Here is a 21,204-nt window from a genome sequence, read left to right on the forward strand (position 1 = left end):
CTCACACCTGTCCGGGGATCCAGCTGGTGCCCGCGAGCGGACGGCGGGTCATCGCCGCCGCCTCGATGGTCAGCGCGACCAGGTCCTCGGGCTCCAGGTGGTGCAGGTGGGCCTTGCCGCAGGCCCGCGCGATGATCTGCGCCTCCATGGTCATGACCCGCAGGTAGTTCGCGAGCCGGCGGCCGGCGACCTCGGGGTCGAGATTGAGCTGCAGCTCGGGATCCTGCGTGGTGATGCCGGCCGGGTCCTTCCCGGCCTGCCAGTCGTCGTAGTACCCGGCGGCCGAGCCCAGCTCGCGGTACTTGGCGTCCAGCGCCGGATCGTTGTCGCCCAGGGCGATGAGCGCGGCGGTGCCGATGGCGACCGCGTCCGCTCCCAGGGCCAGGCACTTGGCCACGTCGGCCCCGTTGCGCACGCCGCCGGAGACGATGAGCTGGACCTTGCGGTGCATGCCCATCTCCTGCAGGGCCCGCACCGCGTCGCCGATGGCAGCCAGGGTGGGGATGCCGACGTGCTCGATGAAGACGTCCTGGGTGGCGGCCGTGCCGCCCTGCATGCCGTCGACGACGACGACGTCCGCCCCGGCCTTCACAGCCAGCTTCACGTCGTAATAGGGGCGGCTCGCGCCGATCTTGACGTAGATCGGCTTTTCCCAGTCGGTGATCTCGCGCAGCTCACCGATCTTGATGGCCAGGTCGTCGGGGCCGGTCCAGTCCGGGTGCCGGCAGGCCGAACGCTGGTCGACACCGGCGGGCAGCGTCCGCATGCCGGCGACCCGTTCGGTGATCTTCTGGCCGAGCAGCATCCCCCCGCCGCCGGGCTTGGCCCCCTGGCCGAGGACGATCTCGATGGCGTCGGCGGCCCGCAGGTGGTCGGGGTTCATCCCGTAGCGGGACGGCAGGTACTGGTAGACCAGGTGCTTGGAGTGGCCGCGTTCCTCGTCGGTCATCCCGCCGTCACCGGTGGTGGTGGAGGTGCCGACGGCGCTGGCGCCGCGACCGATGGCCTCCTTGGCCCGACCGGACAGCGCGCCGAAGCTCATCCCCGCGATGGTCACCGGGGTGGCCAGCCGCAGCGGGTACTTGGCGTGGAGATCGCCCAGCACCACGTCGGTGTCGCACCGCTCGCGGTAACCCTCCAGCGGGTACCGGGACATGCTGGCCCCCAGGAACAGCAGGTCGTCGAAGTGCGGCAGCGGGCGCTTGGCGCCCCCACCGCGGATGTCGTAGATGCCGGTACGGGCGGCGTGCTGGATCGCGGCGATGGTGCGACGGTCGAAGGTCGCCGACTCACGGAGCCCGGCGGCGGCCGGGTCGAAGGAGTTGTCGGTCATGGGATGTCGGTCTCCGGGGCTCGTGGCTGAGGTGTCTCGAGAACTCAGTAGCTCGAGGCGTTGTCGACGTGGAAGTGGTACAGCGTGCGGGCGGAGCCGTATCGGGTGAACTCGGCGGGGTCGTCGTCCCGGCCGGCGGCGGACAGCAGTTCGGCCAGCTCGGCGAGGTGCTGCTCGCGCATCGGCTTGGCGATGCAGTCCGCGCCCAGGGAGGCGACCGTGCCCTTGACGTAGATGCGGGCCTCGTAGATGGAGTCGCCCAGCGCCTCCCCGGCGTCGCCACAGATCACCAGGCGGCCGGCCTGGGCCATGAACGCGCTCATGTGCCCGGCGTTGCCGCCGACGACGATGTCGACTCCCTTCATCGAGATCCCGCAGCGGGCCGCGGCATTCCCGTCGATCACCAGCAGGCCGCCGTGCGCCGTGGCGCCGGCCGACTGCGAGGCGTCACCGGTGACGTGCACCCGGCCGGACATCATGTTCTCGGCCACGCCGACCCCGGCGTTGCCCTCGACCACCACCGTGGCCTGCTGGTTCATCCCGGCGCAGTAGTAGCCGACATGCCCCTCGATCGTGACGTGCAGGGGACCGCGCAAACCCACGGCGAGCGAGTGCGTGCCGACCGGGTGGGTGACCCGGAAGGCCCGGGTGGATCCCTCGGGTTCGGCGTGCAGGGTCGAGTTGAGCTCCCGGGTGCTCGACCGGGCGAGGTCGACGGTGCTCACCTCGGCGGCGGGCACGGCCTGCGCTGGCACCGTGGCCGCAGCGACATCGGCAGCCACGGAGGGGGTCTCGGACGTCAGCGTTCCCATGCGTACACCACTTCCGGTTCAGGTTCGAAGATGCGGGCGGACTCGATGCCGGGCAGCCCGGTGAGGTAGCGGTACTCGCTGGCCATCGCGACCCAGCGGTCGGTCTCGGCGATGACGGCCGGCTTGCAGGCGATCGCGTCGCGGACGACGGCAAAGGAGTTCTCGGTCGCGACCAGCAGCGTGTAGAAGCCGTCGAAGCGTTCGCACAGCAGGCGCAGCGCCTTCTCGACGTCCGCCCCGGCGGCCAGCTGGGCGGCGACGAACCGGGCTCCGACCTCGGTGTCGTTCTCCGAGTCGAAGGTGATCCCGTCGGCCATCAACTCGCGGCGGATGGTCGCGTGGTTGGCGAAGGAGCCGTTGTGCACCATGCACTGGTCGGGGCCGACCGAGTAGGGGTGGCTGCCGGTGGAGGTGACGGCGGACTCGGTGGCCATCCGGGTGTGGGCGACGCCCTGGTAGCCGGTGGCCTCCGCCAGCGAGAACGTGCTGGCCAGCGCATCCGGATGGCCGGTGCCCTTGAGCACCGACAGTGCGGTGCCGCGACTGGTCAGGACGGCCTCCGGCAGCGCGGCCCGCACGGCGGCCTCCAGATCGGCGGATCCGGCGGCGGCGGTGAACAGGGCGGTCTGACCGGCGACGCGTTGGTCGACCGGCCGGCCCAGGAGCGCGGTGACGGCGGCAGCGGCGGCCACGGCGGCATCCGTCGTGGCCGGCCCGTCGACGACGCAGACGGTGGACCGACCCGCCGGGTTCAGCGATGGATCGCCGTAGATGCCGATGCCCGCGGCATCGGTTCCCCGCTCGGCGGCCTGACACAGCATGCCGCCCAACAGTTGTCCGAGTCGGGGACGGAGTTCGTCGTCCCGCAGATGGAGCCCGGCGATACCGCACATGGGCTTGCCTCCGATTTCCCGGGCCGCACCGCCGTGCGGGCGACCCACTGAAGTGTTGACCAGTAGTAGATCATGTCTCTTGTTGTGAAACGCAGGATCAGCCGGGTGGGCCCTCTCACACGCCGACTCAGACGGCGGTCAGGTAGCGCTCGACCTCCCAGTCGGTAACGCGCGCATGCCACTCGTAGAACTCCTCGCGCTTGAGCTGCGCGTAGTAGTCGGCCACTCCGGCCGCGGGCGACACCGAGTCCAGGACCCCCCGGACGACGGCGTCGGACTCCAGCGCGGCCACAGCATCCAGCAGCGTGCGCGGCAGCAGCGGGGCGTCGGCCGGGCGCGCGCCGGGCGCCCCGGGATCCCGGTCGGACCGGATGCCGGCCAGGCCGGCGCCCAACGCGGCCGCCACCGCCAGGTGGGCACTGCCCGCTCCGTCACCGGAACGCAGTTCGACCCGCTGGGCGTCCGGCACCCGCACCAGGTGCGTGCGGTCGTTGCCGCCGTAGGTGGCGGCCCGCGGCGCCCAGGTGGCCCCGGACGCAGTGGAGCTGGCCCCCGTGCGCTTGTAGGAGTTCACGGTCGGGGCGAGGATGGCCTGCAGACCGGGGGCGTGCTCCAGCAGCCCGGCCACGAAGGCGTAACCGGTCTCCGACAGACCGAGCCCATGGGGGTCGACACCGGCGGACGGGAAGCGCGGGCCCGCCTCGTCCCAGAGCGAGAGGTGCAGGTGCATCCCGCTTCCGGTGCGGTCGGTGAACGGCTTGGGCATGTAAGTGGCGATCATCCCGCGCTGCTCGGCCAGCATTTGGATCACGTAGCGCAGCGTGGTGACCCGGTCGGCGGTGGTGAGCGCGTCGGCGTAGTGGAAGTTCTGCTCGAACTGGCCGTTGCCGTCCTCGTGGTCGCTGGCATACGGCCCCCAGCCCAGGGTGCCCATGGCATCGGAGACCGCGGTCAGGTGGTCGTACATTCGGGTCAGCCCACGGGCGTCGTAGCAGGGGCGGTCGGCGTCGTCGGCCGCGTCGGCCGTCCGCAGGCGGCCGTCGGCGCCGCGGGTGACCAGGAAGTACTCGACCTCGGCCCCGACCGACAACGTCATGCCCAGTTCGGCGGCCGCGGCGATCTGCTGACGCAGGATCACCCGCGGGGCGAACGGGTAGGGATCACCGTTCACGTGCGGGTCGCACTGCACCATGGCCAGGCCGGGCCGGACGAACGGCAACGGCGTGTAGGACGAGACGTCCGGGACGGCGACGATGTCCGGGTCGGCCGGCACCTGCCCCATCGCGCCGGCCGCGTACCCGGCGAACCCGCACCCCTCCTCCTGGAGCTGGTCGGCCACGGCGACCGGAACCAGCTTCGCGCAGGGCTTGCCGCTCAACGTGGTGAAGGTGGCGAGCAGGTGCTGGACGCCGTCCGCGGCGGCGAGCTCGGCCAGGCTCGCGATCGGGGCGGCGGTCGTCGGGGAGGTCGCGACCGAGCCCCCGGACCGCGCAGCGATGGGGAGGCGGGTATCGGGCGAGAGCGCGGTGGCGGTCACGGGCGGAACTCCTCGATGTCTCATGTGAGGCTGATTTGTCTACTAGCAGTAGACAGGGCCTCCGTAACAACCATGTATCCGCGGCGTCAGCATCATGTTGCGATGCATGCCAGTGACCATTCGGTGTCGAGAGATTCTGTCGCTGCACCGTGAGCTCTTGCGCAGTACGAGCGCGGAATTTACGGTTGGTGGACCCGAACGCCCACTGTTGATGTATGCATCATGCGTCACGCCGGCGTCCACGAGATCGCCACCGCCTCAGGAGCTCGCATGTCGTGTGCCCCACTGCCCGACTCCCCCGTGCGGCCGCGACGGGAGGCTCCGTTCGTCCGCGCCGGCATCTTTCCCCCGGGGCCGGCGCTTCGCCGGCCCGACGGGACCGCGGCACGGGTGGAGCGGGTGACCAGCACCCGGATGCCCCTGGCCCAGGGCCTGTTCACCGCCATCGGGTACCGCGATCGCGTCACCGGCGACGAGATCGTCGCGCTGGTGATGGGTCTGGACGTCCCCGGGGAGACCGATGGGCCCGCGACGGCCGCCGGCGCAGGTCGCTCCGACGGGGAGCCGGTCCCCGTCCGCCTACATTCGGAGTGCCTGACCGGGGACGGGTTCGGCTCCCTGCGCTGCGACTGCGGCCCGCAACTGCAGGCCGCCTTGGCCGTCGTGGCGGAGGCCGGCCGCGGCGTCGTCGTCTACCTGCGCGGCCACGAGGGCCGCGGTATCGGACTGCTCGACAAGCTGCGGGCCTACCGCCTGCAGGACGCCGGCGCCGACACGGTGGACGCCAACCTCGCGCTCGGCCTGCCCGAGGACGCCCGCGAGTACGGCGGCGCGGTCGCGGTCCTGACCGACCTCGGCGTGAGCGCGGTCGCGCTGATCACCAACAACCCGGCCAAGACCCGGGCGCTGACCGGGGGCGGCGTGCGGGTCGTCCGCCGGCTGGCCCTGCCCGCCGCGGTCACCCCGGCCAACATCGGCTACCTGCGGACCAAGCGCGACCGCATGCACCACCAGTTCGGTCCGTCCACGGCCCCGGGGCCGGACGAGGCCACCAGCCGCCGATGACGGCTCGGCCGCTCGTCCGGTTCCGCGACCGGCGACCCCAGCCCTGGGCCAACGGCCTGGGCAGCACCACCGAGCTACTCGGGTGGTCCGACGGCCCCGGGCTGTTCGGATCCGATGGTCCTGCGTGGCGCCTGAGCATCGCCCGGCTCGACGGCCCTGCGCCCTTCTCACCGCTCCCGGGCGTCGACCGCCACTTCCTGCCGATCGGTGCGGACGTCCGGCTGCGCATCGCCGGGGCGGACATCCCCGTGCCGGCCGGCCAGGTCTGCCGGTTCTCCGGCAAGGACGTCGTGGAACTCCTGGATCTGACGTCGGCCCCGGCCTTCGCGGTGAATCTGATGGTCCGTGCATCCGGGGGCGGACCGGAACTGGTGATGGCCGACTCCCACGACCCGCGCTGCGCCGCGGCGATCGCCGCGCTCACCCTGACTCCGGGCGGCGGGTTCGGTCGGTTCGACATCGTCCGCCCCCACGCCGGTCTCGCGTCCGGCCCGGCGCTACCGCTGGCCCTGGTGCTCCCCGGAGCGGCGCCCGGCCCGACGATGGTCTGACGCGACCCGACCCCGGGGCGCGGCGTTCCGCGCACGACCCGGGGCCGGATCGCGGACGATCAGCCGAACGCCGGGACGACCTGCTCGATGAACAGGGCGAGCGAGCGCTTCTTCTCCTCGTGCGACATCCCGTTATCGCACCAGAAGCTGTACTCGTCCACTCCCAGCTGCTCGTAGTAGCGAATGCGCTCGATGACCTCGTCCGGGGTGCCGATCATCGCCGTGCGGTGCAGCGAGTCGATTCCGAACTCGGGCCGTTCGGCGAACTTGGATTCCGGGCTTGGCTCGAGGAACCCGTCGACCGGGGTGGTCTTGTTGCCGAACCAGGCATCGAAGGTGCGGTAGAAGCGGTTGACCGCGGTGGCACCGGCGACCCAGCCGTCGGGCTCGTCCGCCGGGTGCACGTAGGTGTGCCGCAAGACCATCAGATCCGGCCGGGGCACGTCCGGGTTCTCGTCCAGGGCGGCCTGGAACTTGTCGCGGAGATCGACGACCTCCTCGTCGCCCTTCATCAGCGGTGTCACCATCACGTTGCACCCGTTGCGGACCGCGAATTTGTGCGACTCCGGGTCCCGCGCGGCGATCCAGATCGGCAGTGGCCGCTGGATCGGCTTGGGCACGCTAGTGGAGGTGGGGAACTGCCAGATGTCCCCGTCGTGGGCGTAGTCGCCGGCCCACAGCTCCCGGACCGCCGGCACCAGCTCGCGCAAGTGGTTGCCACCGCTGCTGGCCGGGATGCCGCCGGCCATCCGGTCGAACTCGAACTGGTATGCCCCACGGGCCAGGCCGATCTCGGCCCGACCGTTGCTGATGACGTCGAGCAGGGCCGCCTCGCCGGCCACCCGGGTCGGGTTCCAGAACGGGGCGATGATGGTGCCGGCGCCGAGCCGGATCGTCGACGTGCGAGCGGCGAGATAGGCCAGCTGCGGCATCGGATTGGGCGAGACGGTGTATTCCATCGAATGGTGCTCACCGATCCACACCGTGCCGAAGCCGCCGGCCTCGGCCATCAGGGTCAGTTCGGTCAGGTCCTCGAAAAGCTCACGGTGGCTGACGGTCTCGTCCCACCGCTCCATGTGGATGAACAGGGAGAAGCGCATTGCTGGGGTCCTTTTCTCGTTCTCGGACCGTGCGTCGTCGACGCGGACGGTCAGGTGCGGTGGTCCACGGCGGACCGGGCCATCGCCTCGCGGGCGGAGGCCACGACGTGGTCGCGCATGGCGATCTCGGCACCCACGCCGTCCTTCTCGAGGATCAGTTCGAGGATGCGGTGGTGTTCGTCGTTGGATCGGTCGAGCCGTTTCGGGTTCTGAACGGTGCGCAGCACCATGCGGTGGTACGCCATCTGGTTCATCAGGCTGGTGTAGTGCTCGATGAGTTTGTGGTTGTCGCTGCCTTCGACGATGGCCCGGTGGAACTCGTGGACGAGCGCGGCGTAGCGCTCGCCGTCGTGGCGGGCGGCGGCGATCTCCGAATCGGCGATGTTCTCCCGCAGGATGTCCAGCTCGGGAACCTGCCCGCGACGGGCCAGCAGGCGGGCGGCCATGCCCTCCAGCACCTCTTTCATCTCGAACATCTCGCCGACCTCACGGCGGCTGATCTCGCGGACGAAAGTGCCGACCTTGGGCCTGATCTCGACCAGCCCTTCCACCTGCAGCTGTTTGAGGGCCTCACGGACGGGCGTACGGCTGACGTTGAACATCTCCGCCAGCCGGACCTCGGACAGGGCCGTCCCCGGGGTGAGCCCGTCGCCGAGCACCATGTCCCGCAACCGGGTCAGCAGGCTGGTGTCCGGCTCCACGCCGGGGCGGATGCCGCGCGGCCGGGAAACCCCGGAGCCGGCCACATCGGACGAGACGGCCCTGTCCTGCTGATCGCTCATGACCGACATTTTTACGGGAGACCTCCGGCGTCCATCTCGGCCAGGGTGACGTCGCCGGTGGCCCAGTGCGTGCGGGGCACCTCGTGGACGACCACACGGACGTGCTCGGGCCGGGCCCCCGCGGCGCGGACGACGGCGTCGTGGACCTCGTGCAGCAGAGCACGCACCTGCTCGGGGCTGCGTCCGGCGGACAGGGTGATCGCGACGTGCGGCATCTTCAGCTCCGCATCACGAAGGGATCGGCGACCGGTTCCTCGCTGGTGTTGATCCAGACGCTCTTGAGCCGGGTGTACTCCTTCATGCTCTCCACGCCGTGCTCGATGCCGACGCCGCTGTTTTTGAACCCCTGACGCGGCGACATCGGTGACATCGCCCGGTAGGTGTTGACCCAGATGGTGCCGGCCTCCAGGCGATCGGCCAGTCGGTGGGCGCGGGACAGATTGCTGGTCCAGATGCCGGCGGCCAGACCGTAGTCGGTGTCATTGGCCAGCACGGCGACCTCGTCCTCGGTGTCGAACGGCATGATCGCCGCCACCGGGCCGAAGATCTCCTCGCGGACCACGCGCATCGAGTTGTCGACGCCGGTGAGCACGGTCGGTTCGTAGAAGTAGCCGCCCAGGCCCCCGCCGTCGGTGGGCCGGCCGCCGGTCAGCACGGTCGCCCCCTCGCTGCGGCCCAGATCGACGTATCCGGCGACCTTGTCGCGCTGGTCGGCGAACGCGAGGGGGCCGAGCTCGGTGTCGCTGAGCAGCGGGTCGCCGACGCGAATCGTGCGGGCCCGGTCGGTCACCCGCTCGAGCAGTTCGTCGTAGACGCCCCGCTGGGCGAAGACCCGGCTGCCGGCGATGCAGGTCTGCCCGGCCGCGGCGAAGATCCCGGCCACCACGCCCATGGCGGCGTTGGCCACGTTCGCGTCGTCGAAGATGATGTTGGGCGACTTGCCGCCCAGCTCCAGGGTGGTGCCGATGAACCGGGACGCCGCGCTGGCCGCGATCCGGGCGCCCGTGGCCGTACTTCCGGTGAACGAGATCTTGGCCAGCCCCCGATGGTCCACCAGCGGCTGCCCGGCCTCCACGCCGTACCCGGTCACGACATTGATCGCCCCGGGCGGGAACCCGGCCTCGTCGACCAGCTGGGCCAGGCGCAGCACCGTGGCACTGGTGTACTCCGACGGCTTGACGACGACCGTGTTGCCCGCGCAGAGCGCGGGGGCCAGCTTGCTGGTGGTCAGGGTCAACGGCGAGTTCCACGGGGTGATCGCCCCGACCACCCCCAGCGGTTCGCGCTGGGTGTAGTTCAGGACCCGGCGATCCGAGGTGGGGATCACGTCGCCCTGGATCTTGTCGGCCAGTCCGGCGTAGTAGTGGTAGTACTCCGGCAGAGCGGCCATCTGGCCACGCATCTCGCGCAGCAGCTTGCCGTTGTCCAGTGACTCCATCTCGGCCAGCTCGTCGGCGTGCTCGCCGATGAGATCGCCCAACCGGCGCAGCAGGTGGCCCCGACGGGTCTGGCTCAGATCGCGCCATCGGGGGTCGTCGAATGCGGCCCGGGCCGCGGCGACCGCTCGGTCGACGTCGGCGGCGTTCCCGCGGGCCGCCTCGTACAGCGCCTTCCCGGTGGCCGGGTTGGTGCTGGTGAAGTACTCGCCGCCCGACGGCGGCACCGCAGTACCGCCGATGTGGTGCTCGTAGCGAGTCGGGTGCGTCATGAGCTCTCCCGGATGAAGGTGGTGATGGCGGTGACGAAGGCGTCCGGTTCCTGTACTGGCAGCATGTGCCGGGCGCCCGGGACGATCTGCACCCGGCAGTCCGGCAGGACCTGTGCCAACCGCTCGGACATCGAGGGAGTGGACCCGCCGTCGAGTTCGCCGGTGATGGCCAGCGCCGGTGCGGTGATCCGGCCGAGTTCCAATCCGATGTCGGCGTCGCCGGCGGCGAACACCCGGTAGCAGGCCAAGAAAGATCCGACATCGTTGGCCAGCAGCACCTGCCGGGTGCGGTCCACGGTGGCCTGGTCGACGTCGGTCCCGGCATACCACCGCTCGATCGAGGCCGCGGCGCTGCCGGCGAAGTCCCGCTCGGCCAGGGCCAACCGGTCCAGGACGGCGGCCCGCTCCTCCGGGGTCCGGCGGCACACCGAGCTGACGCAGGTGAGGGTCCTGACGAGTTCCGGCCGGAAGCGGGCCAGGTGCTGGGCGGCCAGTGCCCCCAACGAGAACCCGACGACGTGGGAGCCGGGTGGGATCTCGTCGGCGACCCGGTCGGCCAGCTCCCGCAGGCTCAGGTCCGCTGGGACCGGGGCTCGGCCGCCGTGACCGGGCAGATCGGGTGTCAGCACGGCGAACTCGCCCGACAGGCGGGTCACGACCGGTCGCCACATGGTGTGGTCCAGCCCGACCCCGTGCAGCAGCACGATCGACGGTGCAGTCATCGCGTCCGTCCGGGGCTAGAGCTGGTCGGGTGAGAACGCCGCCAGCCGCTGCTGCGGGCGTCCCTGCGCGGCAGCCGCCAGCGCGATGATCAGCTCGTCGGGGTGCGGCGCGTCGGCGATGCGCACCTCGAGGCTTTGGTGGTGGGAGCGGATGGTGGCGTCGGTGACGTGCTTGAGCGGGATGTCGAAGACGATGCCGGCCGGACCGCGCTTCTCGACCGCAGGCAGCAGGGTGGTGGCGTTCGCGGCCCGGCGGAAGTGGTTGCCGAAACCGAGGAAGTGGATGAGCCCGGAGCCGTGCTCGATCTCGCCGTTCACCCCGACGATCGCCGCCTTGCCGAACGCCTCCGCCGGAGCGCCCAGCGCCTCCAACACCCGGGGAGCGAGCAGCGCGCCCAGGTCCGAGCCGTTGGCCTCGATGCCGGGCGTCAGATCCTGCACGAAACCCTGGCCAGCCCATGGGTTCTGGATGACCGCGGCCACCACGGCGACGCGCGCTGCGGGATCGACCCGACGACCGCCCTCGGAGTGGGTCTCCTCGACGACGGTCACGATCTTGCGGATTTCTACCATGACAGGTCACTCTCCAGGTGCTGCGCGGCGTTGACGACGGGGTCGGTGGAACGGTCACCGATGCGGGCGTGCGGCCGCGGCCCGGTGGAGGCCGCAGCGATGACGACGATCTCACCGGCGTGCGGCGCATCCGCCACGCGGGCGCAGACCGTCTGGTAATGACTGCGGGTCGCGACGTGCCGCTTGTGCCACATCGGCACGACGAGGGCCTCCCCGGCCTCCGCCCGCGCGTCGGCGAAGCAGATGATGGAGTCGCCATCCAGGAAATCGCGCATGAGATTGCCGAAGTACGGCGTGTGGATCAGGGCACCCGCGTGCTCGATCTCGCCGGCCGTGCCCACGATCGCCGCCTTGCCGAAGGCCTCGATCCGCTCGGGCCCGCCGAGTGCGTCGATCAGGCGGTCGGTCAGCCCCCGAGCCAGCACCGGCGCGATGGCGAACACCTCGTCGCCCAGATCGGCGGTCGGGTCGGTACCCAGCCAGGGATTGGCGATGACGGCGGCGGCGAAGGCCCGCCGGGCCGGGACGGCCGGGCCCCGTCCGTTCTCCAGGAGGACGTCCTCGACGCCCAGCACCGTCTTGCGGACACCGGCGAGGACCTGGGGGGCGGCGCGGCCGGAGCCGCCGGCCGACTCCCGGGCATCCCCGGCGAGGGCGAATGCGGTCATGACAGGTGTCCTTCGTGAGAGGGAACGGAAAACCAGCTGTTGTATGGCAGTCAACGTAACTGCTCGGCCAGCAACGGTCCACCCCCTTTTGCAATGAGTAAGTCATCGGCCGGATGGCCCCGCTTCACCAGGTCACTTGGCCTTGTTCATAGTGTTTCCCGTTGTGAACGCCACATTTCCTGACGTCAACCTCTTGACGGCCTTGCACGTCACTCCTAATCTCGGCTGATCCGCCTACCATGCAACGTCACGCCGGAGATGACCGCAGATGACCATGGATTCACCCCAGAAGGCCGCCATTGCGCAGGCCTGGGCCCGCGCCTGGGACGACGGGGACGTCGACGCTCTCGACGATCTGCTGGCTCCGGGTTTCACCCGCCGCACGCAAGGCTCCAAGACGTCGTTGTCGGCGGACGAACTGAAGAAGGAGATCCGCGCGACCCGCGAGGCCTTTCCCGACCTCGTGACCACGATCGACGAGATCGTTCTCGACGGCGACCGGGTGGCCATTTTCTGGACCAGCACCGGCACCCATCAGGCCGAGCTGCTGGGCATCCCGGCCACCCGGCGCAAGGTCGTGACCTATGGCTCCAATCTCTGCACCCTGTCCGACGGCAAGCTCACCGACGAGCGCGTGACCTGGGATCCCCGGCACCTGCTCACCGCGCTGGGCATCTCGACTGTGAGGCACGACTGATGACCGACGCCCTGTCCACCCCACTGACCGACGAGCCCGATCTGGACGCACTCAAGGGTTTCAACCGGCAGTTCGTCACCGGCGTGACCGTCGTGACCACGATGGACGACGGCCGCGCCCGCGGACTCGCCGTCAATGCCTACTGCTCGATCTCGTTCGACCCGCCGCTGGTGATGGTGTGCGTGCAACGCACATCGTCGACCTGGCCCGCCCTGTTCGCCGCGACCCACCTGGGGGTCAATGTGCTGAGCAACCAGCAGCAGGCGGTGGTGGCCACCTTCGCCTCCAAGCACCCGGACAAGTTCTCCCAGGTCGAATGGCAGCCTGGCCCACACGGTTCCCCGCTGATCCCCGGCTCGGCGGCCATGCTGGAGGCGGAGATCCGCGAGCGCTTCCAGGCCAAGACCCACACCCTGTTCCTCTGTCGGGTGCGACACGCCCAGGTCGCCGATCTCGCACCGATGGTCTACAAGGCCGGCCGGTTCTTCGACGGGGCCGATCTGACCGAGCTCGCGTCGGCGACGGGCTGAGCCCGATGACCCTCACCATCGTGGCCACGGACATGGTTGCCGGGGGCTGGGTCGGTCAGGACCGGGTGGGCGGCGGCGCCCCCATCACGGTGCACAATCCCTGGGACGGAAGCGTTCTCGCCACCGTCGAACAGCCGCGACCGGCCGACGTCGAACGCGCCGTGCAGCTGGCGGCCGGTGCCCGTGACGAGCTGGCCCGGACCCCCGCCCACCGGCGCAGCACGGCGCTGCACCACATCGCCGACCGGCTCCGGCAGCGGCTGGACGAATTCGCCGAGCTGATCACCGCCGAGAGCGGCAAGCCGATCCGATGGTCCCGCGGCGAGGTGCGGCGGGCGGCATCGACCTTCCGCTGGGCGGCCGAGGAGGCCAACCGGTGGTCCGGTGAGCTGCAGCGACTGGACACCGACCCGGCCGACGAGGGACGGCTGGCCCTGCTGCTGCGGGTCCCGCGGGGCCCGATCCTGGGCATCACCCCGTTCAACTTCCCGCTCAACCTGGTCGCCCACAAGGTCGCACCCGCCCTCGCCGTAGGCGCGCCGATCGTGCTCAAGCCGGCGCCGGCCACCCCGCTGAGCGCGCTGGCCCTCGGCGAGATCATCGCCGAGTGCGACCTCCCGGCCGGCGCATTCTCCGTCCTGTGCGTCGACAACGCCGGCGCCGCCGATCTTGTCGCCGACCCACGACTGCCGGTGGTCTCGTTCACCGGTTCCGGACCGGTCGGCTGGAGTATCCGCGACGCCGTCCCCCGCAAGCACGTCGCCCTCGAGCTCGGCGGTAACGCCGCGGTGCTCGTCTGCGACGACTGGTCCAGCCCGGCCGATCTCGAGTTCGCGGCCCGGCGGATCGCCCTGTGCGCCAACTACCAGGGTGGGCAGTCCTGCATCTCCGTGCAGCGGGTCCTCGTCGATCGGGCCGTCCACGAGGCGTTCCTGCCGCGATTGCTGGCCGCGGTTGCCGACCTGCGGACGGGCGATCCACGGGACCCGGACACGGATGTCGGCCCGCTCATCGATGCGGCCGCGGCCGACCGCGTCCACACCTGGGTGCAGGCCGCCGTCGACGCCGGGGCCCGGCTCCTCACCGGCGGGACCCGGACCGGCGCGGTCGTCGCCCCGACGGTACTCACCGACGTCGACCCCCGATCCGCGGTGGCCTGCGACGAGGTCTTCGGCCCGGTCATGACGGTCGAGACGGTCGACGGCCTCACCCACGGGCTGCGACGCATCAACGACTCGCGATTCGGCATCCACGCCGGAGTCCTCACCCACGACCTCGCCACTGCCTTTCGCGCCCACCGGGAGCTCGAGGTCGGCGGTGTGATCATCGGCGACGTCCCGACCGTGCGCGCCGAGCAACTGCCCTACGGCGGGGTCAAGGAATCCGGCATAGGACGCGAGGGCGTCCGCTCCGCGATGGAGGACTTCACCGATGTCCGCACGCTCGTGCTGTCCGGCCTGAGCTGATCCGTTCTCCCCACCGCACTCCCGTTCTGGTACTGCCGCTCTCCCGGCACCGACGCCGCCCGCCCACACCCATTCAGTGAGCCCACGCTCACCCACTCCAAGGTGGACATCAACGATGGCCAACACCTCCCCACCCCCGGCGGACCCCACCGCCTCCCGATCGACCGACGGACCCGCGAACGAGCGGCATGCGGTGAACGCCCCGTTCATCGACGCACCCGGCCGGCACGGCGTCGGCGCCGTGTTCGCCGTGTCCGTGGCGCTGCTGGCCGTCTTCGTCCTCTGGGCGTCGATCTGGCCGGAGAACCTCAACACCGTCATGTCCGCGGCCAGCACCTGGGTCACGTCCTCGATCGGCTGGACCTACCTCATCGTCCCGCTGGCCTGCCTGATCTTCCTGGTCTCCCTGGTCTGCACCCGCTACGGCGCCATCCGCCTGGGCAAACCCGAGGACCGTCCGGAGTTCTCCACCTGGGCGTGGCTGGCCATGATCCTGTCCGCCGTCATGGGCGTGGGTCTGATCAGTTACGGCGTCGCCGAACCCATCTCGCATTTCGCCACCCCACCCCACGGGCTGGCCGAACCGGAGACCATGGACGCCGCCGTCCGGGCCATGCAGTACAGCTACTTCGACTGGGGCCCCCACGCCTGGGCCATCTTCGCCGTCTTCGGGCTGGCCATCGCCTGGTCCCGGCATCGCAAGGGCCGGTCCGGGCTCATCTCCCCCATGCTCCGCCCCGTCCTGGGCAAGGCGGTCGACGGCTGGTTCGGCATGGCCATCGACATCTTCGCCATCCTGGCCACCCTGTTCGGCACCACCACCTCACTGGGGCTCGGCGCCTCGCAGATCGATGAAGGGATGAGCCGGGTCTTCGGCACCCCCAGCGGCACGGGAGTGCAGATCGCGGTCATCGCCGTCGTGACTGTGCTGTTCACCCTGTCCGCGATGTCCGGGGTGCACCGTGGCGTCAAGTACATCAGCCAGGTGACCACCGTTCTCGGTGTGGGTCTTGCCGTCTACGTCCTCGTCTTCGGTCCCACCGACTTCGTCTCCAACCTGTTCGTCCGGGCGACCGGCCAGTACTTCGGAGACTTCTTCTCCACCAGCCTGCTCACCCCGCTGTCCAGTGACGACCTGACCTGGATGCAGTGGTGGACCTACTTCATGATGGCCTGGTGGCTGAGCTGGGGAGCCTTCGTCGGGGTCTTCCTGGCCAAGATCTCCAAGGGCCGCACCGTCCGGCAGTTCATCCTCGGTGTGCTGGGCGTCCCGACCCTGGTCTTCGCCGGCTGGTTCACGATCTTCGGCGGCTCCGCCATCAAGTTCGACATGGACGGCGCGCCGATCGTCGCGGCCACCCAGGAGAACATCAACAACGCGTTCTTCTCGCTGCTCGAAAACCTGCCGCTGACCCAGATCACGTCCATCGCCGCGCTCCTGCTCGTGGCCCTGTTCTTCATCTCCGGCGCGGACGCCAACACCTATGTGCTGGGCATGCTGTCCTGCAAGGGGACGCTCTACCCGCGGCGTTCGGTGCTGCTCACGTGGGGTGTGCTGACCGGGATGTGCGCCATCGTGCTGCTGCTGGCCAATGGTCTGCAGGCACTGCAGCAGGCCGCGCTGCTGTCGGCGCTGCCGTTCACCGTGATCGTGACCCTGCTCGGGATCTCCCTCACCAAGGAACTGCGCAGCGACCCGCACTACCACGCGTTGCATCCGCACGCGCCGGAACTGCCGGCCGTCCCCGGCCCGTTCGTCGACGACAGCCGCGACCTGTACGCCCCCGAGGACGTCCGGCCGGAACCCGCCGCCGTCCGCACCACGGCCCCCCTGCACTGAACGGGCGAGGATCAGGAGCGCTGGAGAAGAACGGCTTGGGCGAGGACCCGGGCGGATCTGCCCGGTGTCGGTGCCGAGCGCGACCCAGACCCTGCCGGGCGGGACCATGATCGTCGGCGCCATCGTCGTCGCCGTGTGCTTCCGGAGCACCGTGGCCACCAGCACGAGCTTCCTCAGCGGCTGACCGGCCGTGGCCGCGTCCCGGTCACCGACCGGTCTGGTCAGGTCGCCGGCGCCACCGGACCAGCAGGGCCGCGCCGGCGGCCAGGGCCAGGAGCCCGACGGCGGTCGGGACGCCCAGGTCGGCGCCGGTGGCGGCCAGCCAGCCCCGGGGCGTGCCGCGACCACCGTTTTCACCGTCCGCATCGCGTGGGCCTGCCGCCATGGCCAGCACGGTCGTCGTCGTGCTCGTGGTGCACGGGTCGGCAGTGGACGGACCGGTGGTGGTCGATCCGTTCGTCGGGTCCGTGCTGGTCGTCGTCGTGCTGGTCGCCGGCGTGGTGATGGTCGGCGGGGTGGTGGTCGGTACCGAGGTGGTGGTCTCCGGGTCGGGGGCGTCGACCATCACGGTGCCCTGGGCGATTCGGCCCGACCCGGCGCCCACTGCGGTGACCGGGTAGGACCCGGCGGGTGCCCCGCCTACATCGACGGCCAGGCTCAGGACGCCGCCGGAGTCGGCGACCGGTGTCGGGGTGGACGAGGGCAACCCGGTGATCGTCACCGTCTCCCCGGGTCGGAAGCCGTCCGCCCGCAGGATCGTGTCCGTGGCCTCGTCCTGGGTGGCCGTCACGGTCAGCGGCACCGGTTCGGCCAGCGCCTCGGCACACACGTCGCCCTGCTCGCCGAATCGGACGGGATCGGTCGACCCGGCCGGTCGGAAGGCGGCATCGACCGTCACCCGGTCCGGCACCGCCCCCGTCACCAGGGTCTGCGTGAGGCGCAGCCCGACGCCCGTGGTTCCGGCGCGCACCGGCATTCCCACCGCGACACACCTCTCACCGGCGGGTATCTCGGCCCAGCGGACCCGGTCCTCCCCGGGTCCCTGGTCGTTGGAGAGGGCCAACTGGGTCCAGACGCCGACGGTCTGGTCGACGGCGCGGTCCAGGACCAGGGCCATCTTGACGGTCTGCCGGTCCCCGGTGAGGTCCACCTTGGTCGGCCGCAGGTCCAGCGAGGGAAGGTCCGGGACGGCCGGCGCCCCGACACCGGCGTCACCGGCGGAGACGTCGCCGAGCAGGATGCCACCCGCCGCCGTCAGGGGCCGGATCCGCAGTTCGGCCACCCGGCCGAGGTCGATGCCGACCAGGGAGTCGAGCGGGACGCGGACCCCGCGGAGGACGATCTTGCGCAGCTGCGGGGATGCCCCGGGCAGCACGTCCAGGGCGGGGGCGAGCCGGGTGGGGTCCACCGTGGCCACCCCACCGTCGCTGTCCACGACATCGAGGGCGATGTCGGTGGAGCCGGCGACGGAGTCGTCCGGGGCCAGGGCCAGATCGAGGAAGCCGCGGCCGGTCAGGTCGGCGGCTTCGGGTCGCACCGTGACGGTCAGTGCCGCGTCCGGCGAGGTCCAGCTCAGGTGGGCCATCGGAGTGCGGGGGACCGCCTGGGCCAGAGAGATCGGGGCGAAGTGCGGGAGCTGGTCGCCGTCCAGGGCGGAGCAGGCCGGGAGCGCCCCGGGCAGGAGGTCCGGGAAGGTCGTCCGGTCCTCGGCCTGACGAGCGGTCCCCGCGCAGATCTCGGCCTGCGCGTCCCCCTCGGCGCGCACGGCGCCGGTTGTCGGGACCGTCGTGCTCTCGCCGCTGTCCGACCGGGTCCAGCCCTCGGCGAAGCGGGTCAGGTCGAGCCGGGTGCCGGCGGGGGCCTGGGCGGTGACCCGGACGTCGGCGGCGGCCAGGGCCGCGGTCGCGGCCGGGTCGGTCCCGGCGAACGGGTCCGGCAGCGGGCCGGACGCCGTCCCGTCCAGCATCGGGCGCAGCGTGTCGTCGCCGAGCAGGGTGGTGCGGAACAGCGCGAGCAGATAGGCCGAGGCCACCGCCCGCTGCTGGGTCTGGGTCAGCCGCGCGGGGGCGGTCGGCCCGCAGACCCGGGCGTTGACCGGGTCGTCGTCGAAGAGGTGTTCGATGTCATCGACCCCACCCACCGGGAATCCGCCCGGCGACCAGATCGCGTTGAAGAAGTTGTGGTTGGCCCCCATGACCAGCACCGTCGACCGCAGGACCGAATCGTTCAAGTCCCGGGAGGCGTCGATGTACTGCTGGGCGTTGTCGGAATCGCAGTAGCCGAGCACCACGGCGGTGGTCACGCCGGGCAGGGTCAGGCCGAGGAACGGGGCGGCGGCCAGCGGCATGACCGCCTTGATCGGGTACGGGTGTGCCCGCTGGGTGTTGAGCTGGGTGGCCCGCACCACGCCTTCGCCGCCTCGGGAGTGGCCCATCAGGCCGACCCGGCTCAGGTCAAGAGTGCCGCGCAGCTCGGCCGGGAATCCGGGCGAGCCCAGCGGTGACGTGGCGGCGGCGAGTCGGTCCAGGGTGTCCAGGACGAGCTGGCCGCGGGCCCGCGCGCCGTAGTCGGTGGATCCTCCGTCGGCGTTGTTGATGGCCAGGGCGGAGATCGACACCACGGCGATGCCCTGGCGGGCCAGGGCCTCCGCCGCGTCGGCGTACCCCAGGTAGCTCGGGATGGCGCCCTGACGGCAGGGCCAGCTGTCCCCGTCCTCGACGCACACGCGGTGCTGACCGTGCAGGAAGACCACCACCGGGCTGGGGGTCGACGCTGCGGCCGGCAGGTAGACCCGGCCGCGCAGCTCACCCAGGGCGTCCGGAATGCCGGCCAGCGGCACCACTTCGTCGCCGAGGTCGTAGTCGACGACGTGCACTCCGACGGGGTCCACCGCCGGGAGCACGGGTGCGGCACGGACCGGTGTCGCGGCGGATGCGCCGACGACGGGTGCGGCTCCGATCGGCAGGGACAGGGCAAGCACCAGCGCGGCCGCCACCGCAGCACCGCGTCGGCCGATCCGCCTCCCGACGCTGCCCGCCCGTGTGCCCGACCCGTTCATCCGCCCCGCCCCCCGTCGTCCCGGCCGCGGTCCGGCCGGCCGAGTAGTCAGGACGCAGAGTAGCCATCAACTACGTCGCGTCACCATCAACGTGGGCGCGGAGGCCACGATCACGTTCTCACCACTGCGGTCGGCGCGACTGCGGCCATCACCCGAAGTACAGGTGGTGGTGCAGCCGGCACCGCGGATTGAACGCGGCACCGCAGTGCGGACAGCCGTCGGCGACGACGTACTCCTCGATGGCCAGGGTCCGCCGGCACACCCCGCAGGCCACCGCCTGGACCTGCCGCTCGGTCGCCGGCCACACCACCGCCGGGTGGTCGGCGCATTCGGCGTGGCAGAGGTGGCAGCCGTAATAGGGCTCGCAGCAGGCGAACCGGATCGCCACGACGTCGACCTCGGTGCGGTAGTGCGTGCACCTGCTCTGCGCGTCGACCAGCCGCCCCGCCAGCTCCACCGTCATGGATCCCAGGCTAGAACTCCCCGCGCACCAGCTCCTCCACTGCCGCGGCGGCCCCCAGCAGGAACGCGTCCCGCCCGTGGGCGGCGACGATCTGGATGCCGATGGGCAGGCCGTCGGCGGTGCGGGCGAACGGCAGGCTGACCGCCGGGCACCCGGTGGCGGTCACGTAGTAGGCCGCGCGCATCCAGGCCAGGTAGTCGCCCACCGGCTCGCCGTTGATGTGGCTCGGGTACTCCTGGTCGGCCGGGAACGGCGGCACCTGGGCGGCCGGCAGGACCAGCAGATCGTGCTCGCGGAAGAACAGCCGCATCCGCTCGGACAGCTGGGTCCGCAACCGGTAGGCCCGGGCCACGTCCGCGCCCGACAAGTGTTCACCGGCGCGGATGTTCGCTTCCAGTGACGGTTTGAACGCGTCCGGGTTCGCCGCCAGCAGGGCGCCGAACTTCGCCTGGAAATGCCAGGCCCGCAACGTGCGGAACACCTCGTCGGCCTCGTCCAGCGCCGGATGTTCGGCCGTGACCGTCGCCCCGGCGCCGGTGAGGGCAGCGGCCGACGACTGCACCGCGGCCGCCACCTCGTGGTCGACCGCGAACGCGCCACCCAGGTCCACCGAGACCGCGACCCGCCGCCCGGCCAGCGAGACCGGTTGCGCCGAGGCGAACGTCGAGCCGGGATCCCCCAGCGCCTGCGGCGCCCGCGGGTCGGGTCCGGCCATCACCGACAGCAGCAGGGCCAGGTCGCCGACGTTGCGGGCCATCGGCCCACCCACCGATGTCGTCTCCCACTGGTTGTAGAGCGGCCACTCCGGCACCCGCCCCAGGGAGGGACGCAGACCGACCACCCCGCAGAACGACGCCGGATTGCGCAACGACCCGGCCATGTCCGAACCGTCCGCCAACGGCACCATCCCGGCGGCCAGCGCACACGCCGCACCCCCGGAGGAACCGCCGGCCGACCGGCGCGGATCGATCGGGTTGCGGGTGAGCCCGAAGACCCGGTTGAAGGTGTGCGATCCGGCGGCGAACTCCGGCACGTTCGTGCGACCGATGACCACCACCCCGGCCCGCCGGACCCGTTCCACGATCAACTCGTCCTGCTCGGGGACGTGGTCGGCGAACAGCGGCGAGCCGTAGGTGGTGGGCCATCCGGCGACGGCGTGGGTGTCCTTGAACGCGAACGGCAGCCCGTGCAGCGGACCCAGTGGCCCGCCGGCGGCCTGGGCCTCGTCGGCGGCCGCGGCCGCGGCCCGGGCCCGTTCCGGATCGAGCGAGACGACGGCGTTCAGCTCGGGGTTGCGGTCGGCGATCCGGTCCAGGTGCAGGTCGAGCAATTCCCGGGCGGAGATCTCTGACCGCCGGAGTGCGGCCAACTGCTTGCGGGCCGACGAGTCGACCGTCAGAGCGTCG

General features: G+C 71.1%; 20 protein-coding genes. 6 read left to right on the plus strand and 14 right to left on the minus strand.

Features of this window, described 5'->3' with window-relative positions; genetic code table 11:
• Position 1 precedes the first annotated feature (1 nt).
• The 4 genes from FDO65_RS16535 to glnT form a co-directional block, all read right to left on the minus strand.
• Positions 2 to 1,333, minus strand: a complete 1,332-nt coding sequence (locus FDO65_RS16535; RefSeq protein WP_137450832.1) for an FMN-binding glutamate synthase family protein — start codon at positions 1,331 to 1,333, stop codon at positions 2 to 4.
• A 44-nt stretch (positions 1,334 to 1,377) separates the two neighbouring features.
• Positions 1,378 to 2,145, minus strand: coding sequence for a protein glxC (locus FDO65_RS16540; protein ID WP_137450833.1), 768 nt, complete (start codon positions 2,143 to 2,145; stop codon positions 1,378 to 1,380).
• Positions 2,133 to 3,038: a class II glutamine amidotransferase domain-containing protein gene (locus FDO65_RS23135; RefSeq protein WP_137450834.1), complete on the minus strand. Its 906-nt coding sequence runs from the start codon at positions 3,036 to 3,038 to the stop codon at positions 2,133 to 2,135. Before FDO65_RS23135 ends, FDO65_RS16540 begins: the two co-directional genes overlap by 13 nt.
• A gap of 127 nt (positions 3,039 to 3,165) precedes the next feature.
• Positions 3,166 to 4,536 (minus strand): type III glutamate--ammonia ligase, encoded by a 1,371-nt coding sequence (glnT, locus tag FDO65_RS16550; protein ID WP_420847549.1) that lies wholly within the window; start codon positions 4,534 to 4,536, stop codon positions 3,166 to 3,168.
• A 438-nt stretch (positions 4,537 to 4,974) separates the two neighbouring features.
• Here glnT and FDO65_RS16555 point away from each other — a divergent pair, with 438 nt between their 5' ends.
• Together FDO65_RS16555 and FDO65_RS16560 are read left to right on the plus strand one after the other, a co-directional pair.
• Positions 4,975 to 5,640 carry a GTP cyclohydrolase II gene (locus FDO65_RS16555; protein ID WP_240757674.1) on the plus strand — a complete coding sequence of 222 codons (666 nt, stop codon included), beginning with the start codon at positions 4,975 to 4,977 and terminating at the stop codon, positions 5,638 to 5,640.
• Positions 5,637 to 6,191 (plus strand): HutD family protein, encoded by a 555-nt coding sequence (locus FDO65_RS16560; protein ID WP_137450837.1) that lies wholly within the window; start codon positions 5,637 to 5,639, stop codon positions 6,189 to 6,191. The genes FDO65_RS16555 and FDO65_RS16560 overlap by 4 nt, the downstream gene beginning before the upstream one ends.
• A gap of 59 nt (positions 6,192 to 6,250) precedes the next feature.
• On the opposite strand, the gene FDO65_RS16565 is transcribed toward FDO65_RS16560, so the two are convergent.
• The 7 genes from FDO65_RS16565 to FDO65_RS16595 are packed head-to-tail and all read right to left on the minus strand — an operon-like array spanning position 6,251 to position 11,744.
• Positions 6,251 to 7,291 carry an LLM class flavin-dependent oxidoreductase gene (locus tag FDO65_RS16565; RefSeq protein WP_137450838.1) on the minus strand — a complete coding sequence of 347 codons (1,041 nt, stop codon included), beginning with the start codon at positions 7,289 to 7,291 and terminating at the stop codon, positions 6,251 to 6,253.
• A 50-nt stretch (positions 7,292 to 7,341) separates the two neighbouring features.
• Positions 7,342 to 8,073: a GntR family transcriptional regulator gene (locus tag FDO65_RS16570; protein WP_205850112.1), complete on the minus strand. Its 732-nt coding sequence runs from the start codon at positions 8,071 to 8,073 to the stop codon at positions 7,342 to 7,344.
• 11 nt (positions 8,074 to 8,084) lie between these two features.
• Positions 8,085 to 8,288, minus strand: coding sequence for a 2-hydroxymuconate tautomerase (locus FDO65_RS16575; RefSeq protein ID WP_137450839.1), 204 nt, complete (start codon positions 8,286 to 8,288; stop codon positions 8,085 to 8,087).
• Positions 8,289 to 8,290: 2 nt separating this feature from the next.
• Positions 8,291 to 9,781 carry an aldehyde dehydrogenase gene (locus FDO65_RS16580; protein ID WP_137450840.1) on the minus strand — a complete coding sequence of 497 codons (1,491 nt, stop codon included), beginning with the start codon at positions 9,779 to 9,781 and terminating at the stop codon, positions 8,291 to 8,293.
• Positions 9,778 to 10,503 (minus strand): alpha/beta fold hydrolase, encoded by a 726-nt coding sequence (locus FDO65_RS16585; RefSeq protein WP_137450841.1) that lies wholly within the window; start codon positions 10,501 to 10,503, stop codon positions 9,778 to 9,780. The genes FDO65_RS16580 and FDO65_RS16585 overlap by 4 nt, the downstream gene beginning before the upstream one ends.
• A 15-nt stretch (positions 10,504 to 10,518) precedes the next feature.
• Positions 10,519 to 11,076: an amino acid synthesis family protein gene (locus FDO65_RS16590; protein WP_137450842.1), complete on the minus strand. Its 558-nt coding sequence runs from the start codon at positions 11,074 to 11,076 to the stop codon at positions 10,519 to 10,521.
• Positions 11,070 to 11,744, minus strand: a complete 675-nt coding sequence (locus FDO65_RS16595) for an amino acid synthesis family protein (RefSeq protein ID WP_137450843.1) — start codon at positions 11,742 to 11,744, stop codon at positions 11,070 to 11,072. The genes FDO65_RS16590 and FDO65_RS16595 overlap by 7 nt, the downstream gene beginning before the upstream one ends.
• A 268-nt stretch (positions 11,745 to 12,012) precedes the next feature.
• On the opposite strand from FDO65_RS16595, the gene FDO65_RS16600 reads away from it, so the two are divergent.
• The 4 genes from FDO65_RS16600 (at position 12,013) to FDO65_RS16615 (ending at position 16,277) form a co-directional block, all read left to right on the plus strand.
• Positions 12,013 to 12,441: an ester cyclase gene (locus FDO65_RS16600; RefSeq protein ID WP_137450844.1), complete on the plus strand. Its 429-nt coding sequence runs from the start codon at positions 12,013 to 12,015 to the stop codon at positions 12,439 to 12,441.
• On the plus strand, positions 12,441 to 12,971 hold the full coding sequence (locus FDO65_RS16605) for a flavin reductase family protein (protein WP_137450845.1): 531 nt from the start codon (positions 12,441 to 12,443) through the stop codon (positions 12,969 to 12,971). The genes FDO65_RS16600 and FDO65_RS16605 overlap by 1 nt, the downstream gene beginning before the upstream one ends.
• Positions 12,972 to 12,976: 5 nt before the next feature.
• On the plus strand, positions 12,977 to 14,437 hold the full coding sequence (locus tag FDO65_RS16610) for an aldehyde dehydrogenase family protein (protein ID WP_240757675.1): 1,461 nt from the start codon (positions 12,977 to 12,979) through the stop codon (positions 14,435 to 14,437).
• 115 nt (positions 14,438 to 14,552) lie between these two features.
• On the plus strand, positions 14,553 to 16,277 hold the full coding sequence (locus FDO65_RS16615) for a BCCT family transporter (protein ID WP_137450846.1): 1,725 nt from the start codon (positions 14,553 to 14,555) through the stop codon (positions 16,275 to 16,277).
• Between the two features lie 205 nt (positions 16,278 to 16,482).
• Here FDO65_RS16615 and FDO65_RS16620 read toward each other — a convergent pair whose 3' ends face one another.
• From FDO65_RS16620 to FDO65_RS16630, 3 genes are all read right to left on the minus strand, one after another.
• Entirely contained in the window at positions 16,483 to 19,272 is a 2,790-nt protein-coding gene (locus tag FDO65_RS16620; protein ID WP_137450847.1) for an alpha/beta hydrolase, read from the minus strand.
• 211 nt (positions 19,273 to 19,483) lie between these two features.
• Positions 19,484 to 19,798 carry a CHY zinc finger protein gene (locus FDO65_RS16625; RefSeq protein ID WP_137450848.1) on the minus strand — a complete coding sequence of 105 codons (315 nt, stop codon included), beginning with the start codon at positions 19,796 to 19,798 and terminating at the stop codon, positions 19,484 to 19,486.
• A 10-nt stretch (positions 19,799 to 19,808) separates the two neighbouring features.
• Positions 19,809 to 21,197, minus strand: a complete 1,389-nt coding sequence (locus FDO65_RS16630) for an amidase (RefSeq protein WP_137450966.1) — start codon at positions 21,195 to 21,197, stop codon at positions 19,809 to 19,811.
• Positions 21,198 to 21,204: the final 7 nt, after the last annotated feature.

Source organism: Nakamurella flava (assembly GCF_005298075.1).
GTDB lineage: Bacteria > Actinomycetota > Actinomycetes > Mycobacteriales > Nakamurellaceae > Nakamurella > Nakamurella flava.

Coding starts and splice junctions, on each gene's coding strand:
- FDO65_RS16605 (WP_137450845.1), top strand. CDS start 12,441: ATGACCGACGCCCTGTCCACCCCACTGACCGACGAGCCCGATCTGGAC.
- FDO65_RS16560 (WP_137450837.1), top strand. CDS start 5,637: ATGACGGCTCGGCCGCTCGTCCGGTTCCGCGACCGGCGACCCCAGCCC.
- FDO65_RS16615 (WP_137450846.1), top strand. CDS start 14,553: ATGGCCAACACCTCCCCACCCCCGGCGGACCCCACCGCCTCCCGATCG.
- FDO65_RS16580 (WP_137450840.1), bottom strand. CDS start 9,781: ATGACGCACCCGACTCGCTACGAGCACCACATCGGCGGTACTGCGGTG.
- FDO65_RS16600 (WP_137450844.1), top strand. CDS start 12,013: ATGACCATGGATTCACCCCAGAAGGCCGCCATTGCGCAGGCCTGGGCC.
- FDO65_RS16540 (WP_137450833.1), bottom strand. CDS start 2,145: ATGGGAACGCTGACGTCCGAGACCCCCTCCGTGGCTGCCGATGTCGCT.
- FDO65_RS16565 (WP_137450838.1), bottom strand. CDS start 7,291: ATGCGCTTCTCCCTGTTCATCCACATGGAGCGGTGGGACGAGACCGTC.
- FDO65_RS16610 (WP_240757675.1), top strand. CDS start 12,977: ATGACCCTCACCATCGTGGCCACGGACATGGTTGCCGGGGGCTGGGTC.
- FDO65_RS16535 (WP_137450832.1), bottom strand. CDS start 1,333: ATGACCGACAACTCCTTCGACCCGGCCGCCGCCGGGCTCCGTGAGTCG.
- FDO65_RS16595 (WP_137450843.1), bottom strand. CDS start 11,744: ATGACCGCATTCGCCCTCGCCGGGGATGCCCGGGAGTCGGCCGGCGGC.
- FDO65_RS16575 (WP_137450839.1), bottom strand. CDS start 8,288: ATGCCGCACGTCGCGATCACCCTGTCCGCCGGACGCAGCCCCGAGCAG.
- FDO65_RS23135 (WP_137450834.1), bottom strand. CDS start 3,038: ATGTGCGGTATCGCCGGGCTCCATCTGCGGGACGACGAACTCCGTCCC.
- FDO65_RS16625 (WP_137450848.1), bottom strand. CDS start 19,798: ATGACGGTGGAGCTGGCGGGGCGGCTGGTCGACGCGCAGAGCAGGTGC.
- FDO65_RS16585 (WP_137450841.1), bottom strand. CDS start 10,503: ATGACTGCACCGTCGATCGTGCTGCTGCACGGGGTCGGGCTGGACCAC.
- FDO65_RS16590 (WP_137450842.1), bottom strand. CDS start 11,076: ATGGTAGAAATCCGCAAGATCGTGACCGTCGTCGAGGAGACCCACTCC.
- FDO65_RS16570 (WP_205850112.1), bottom strand. CDS start 8,073: ATGAGCGATCAGCAGGACAGGGCCGTCTCGTCCGATGTGGCCGGCTCC.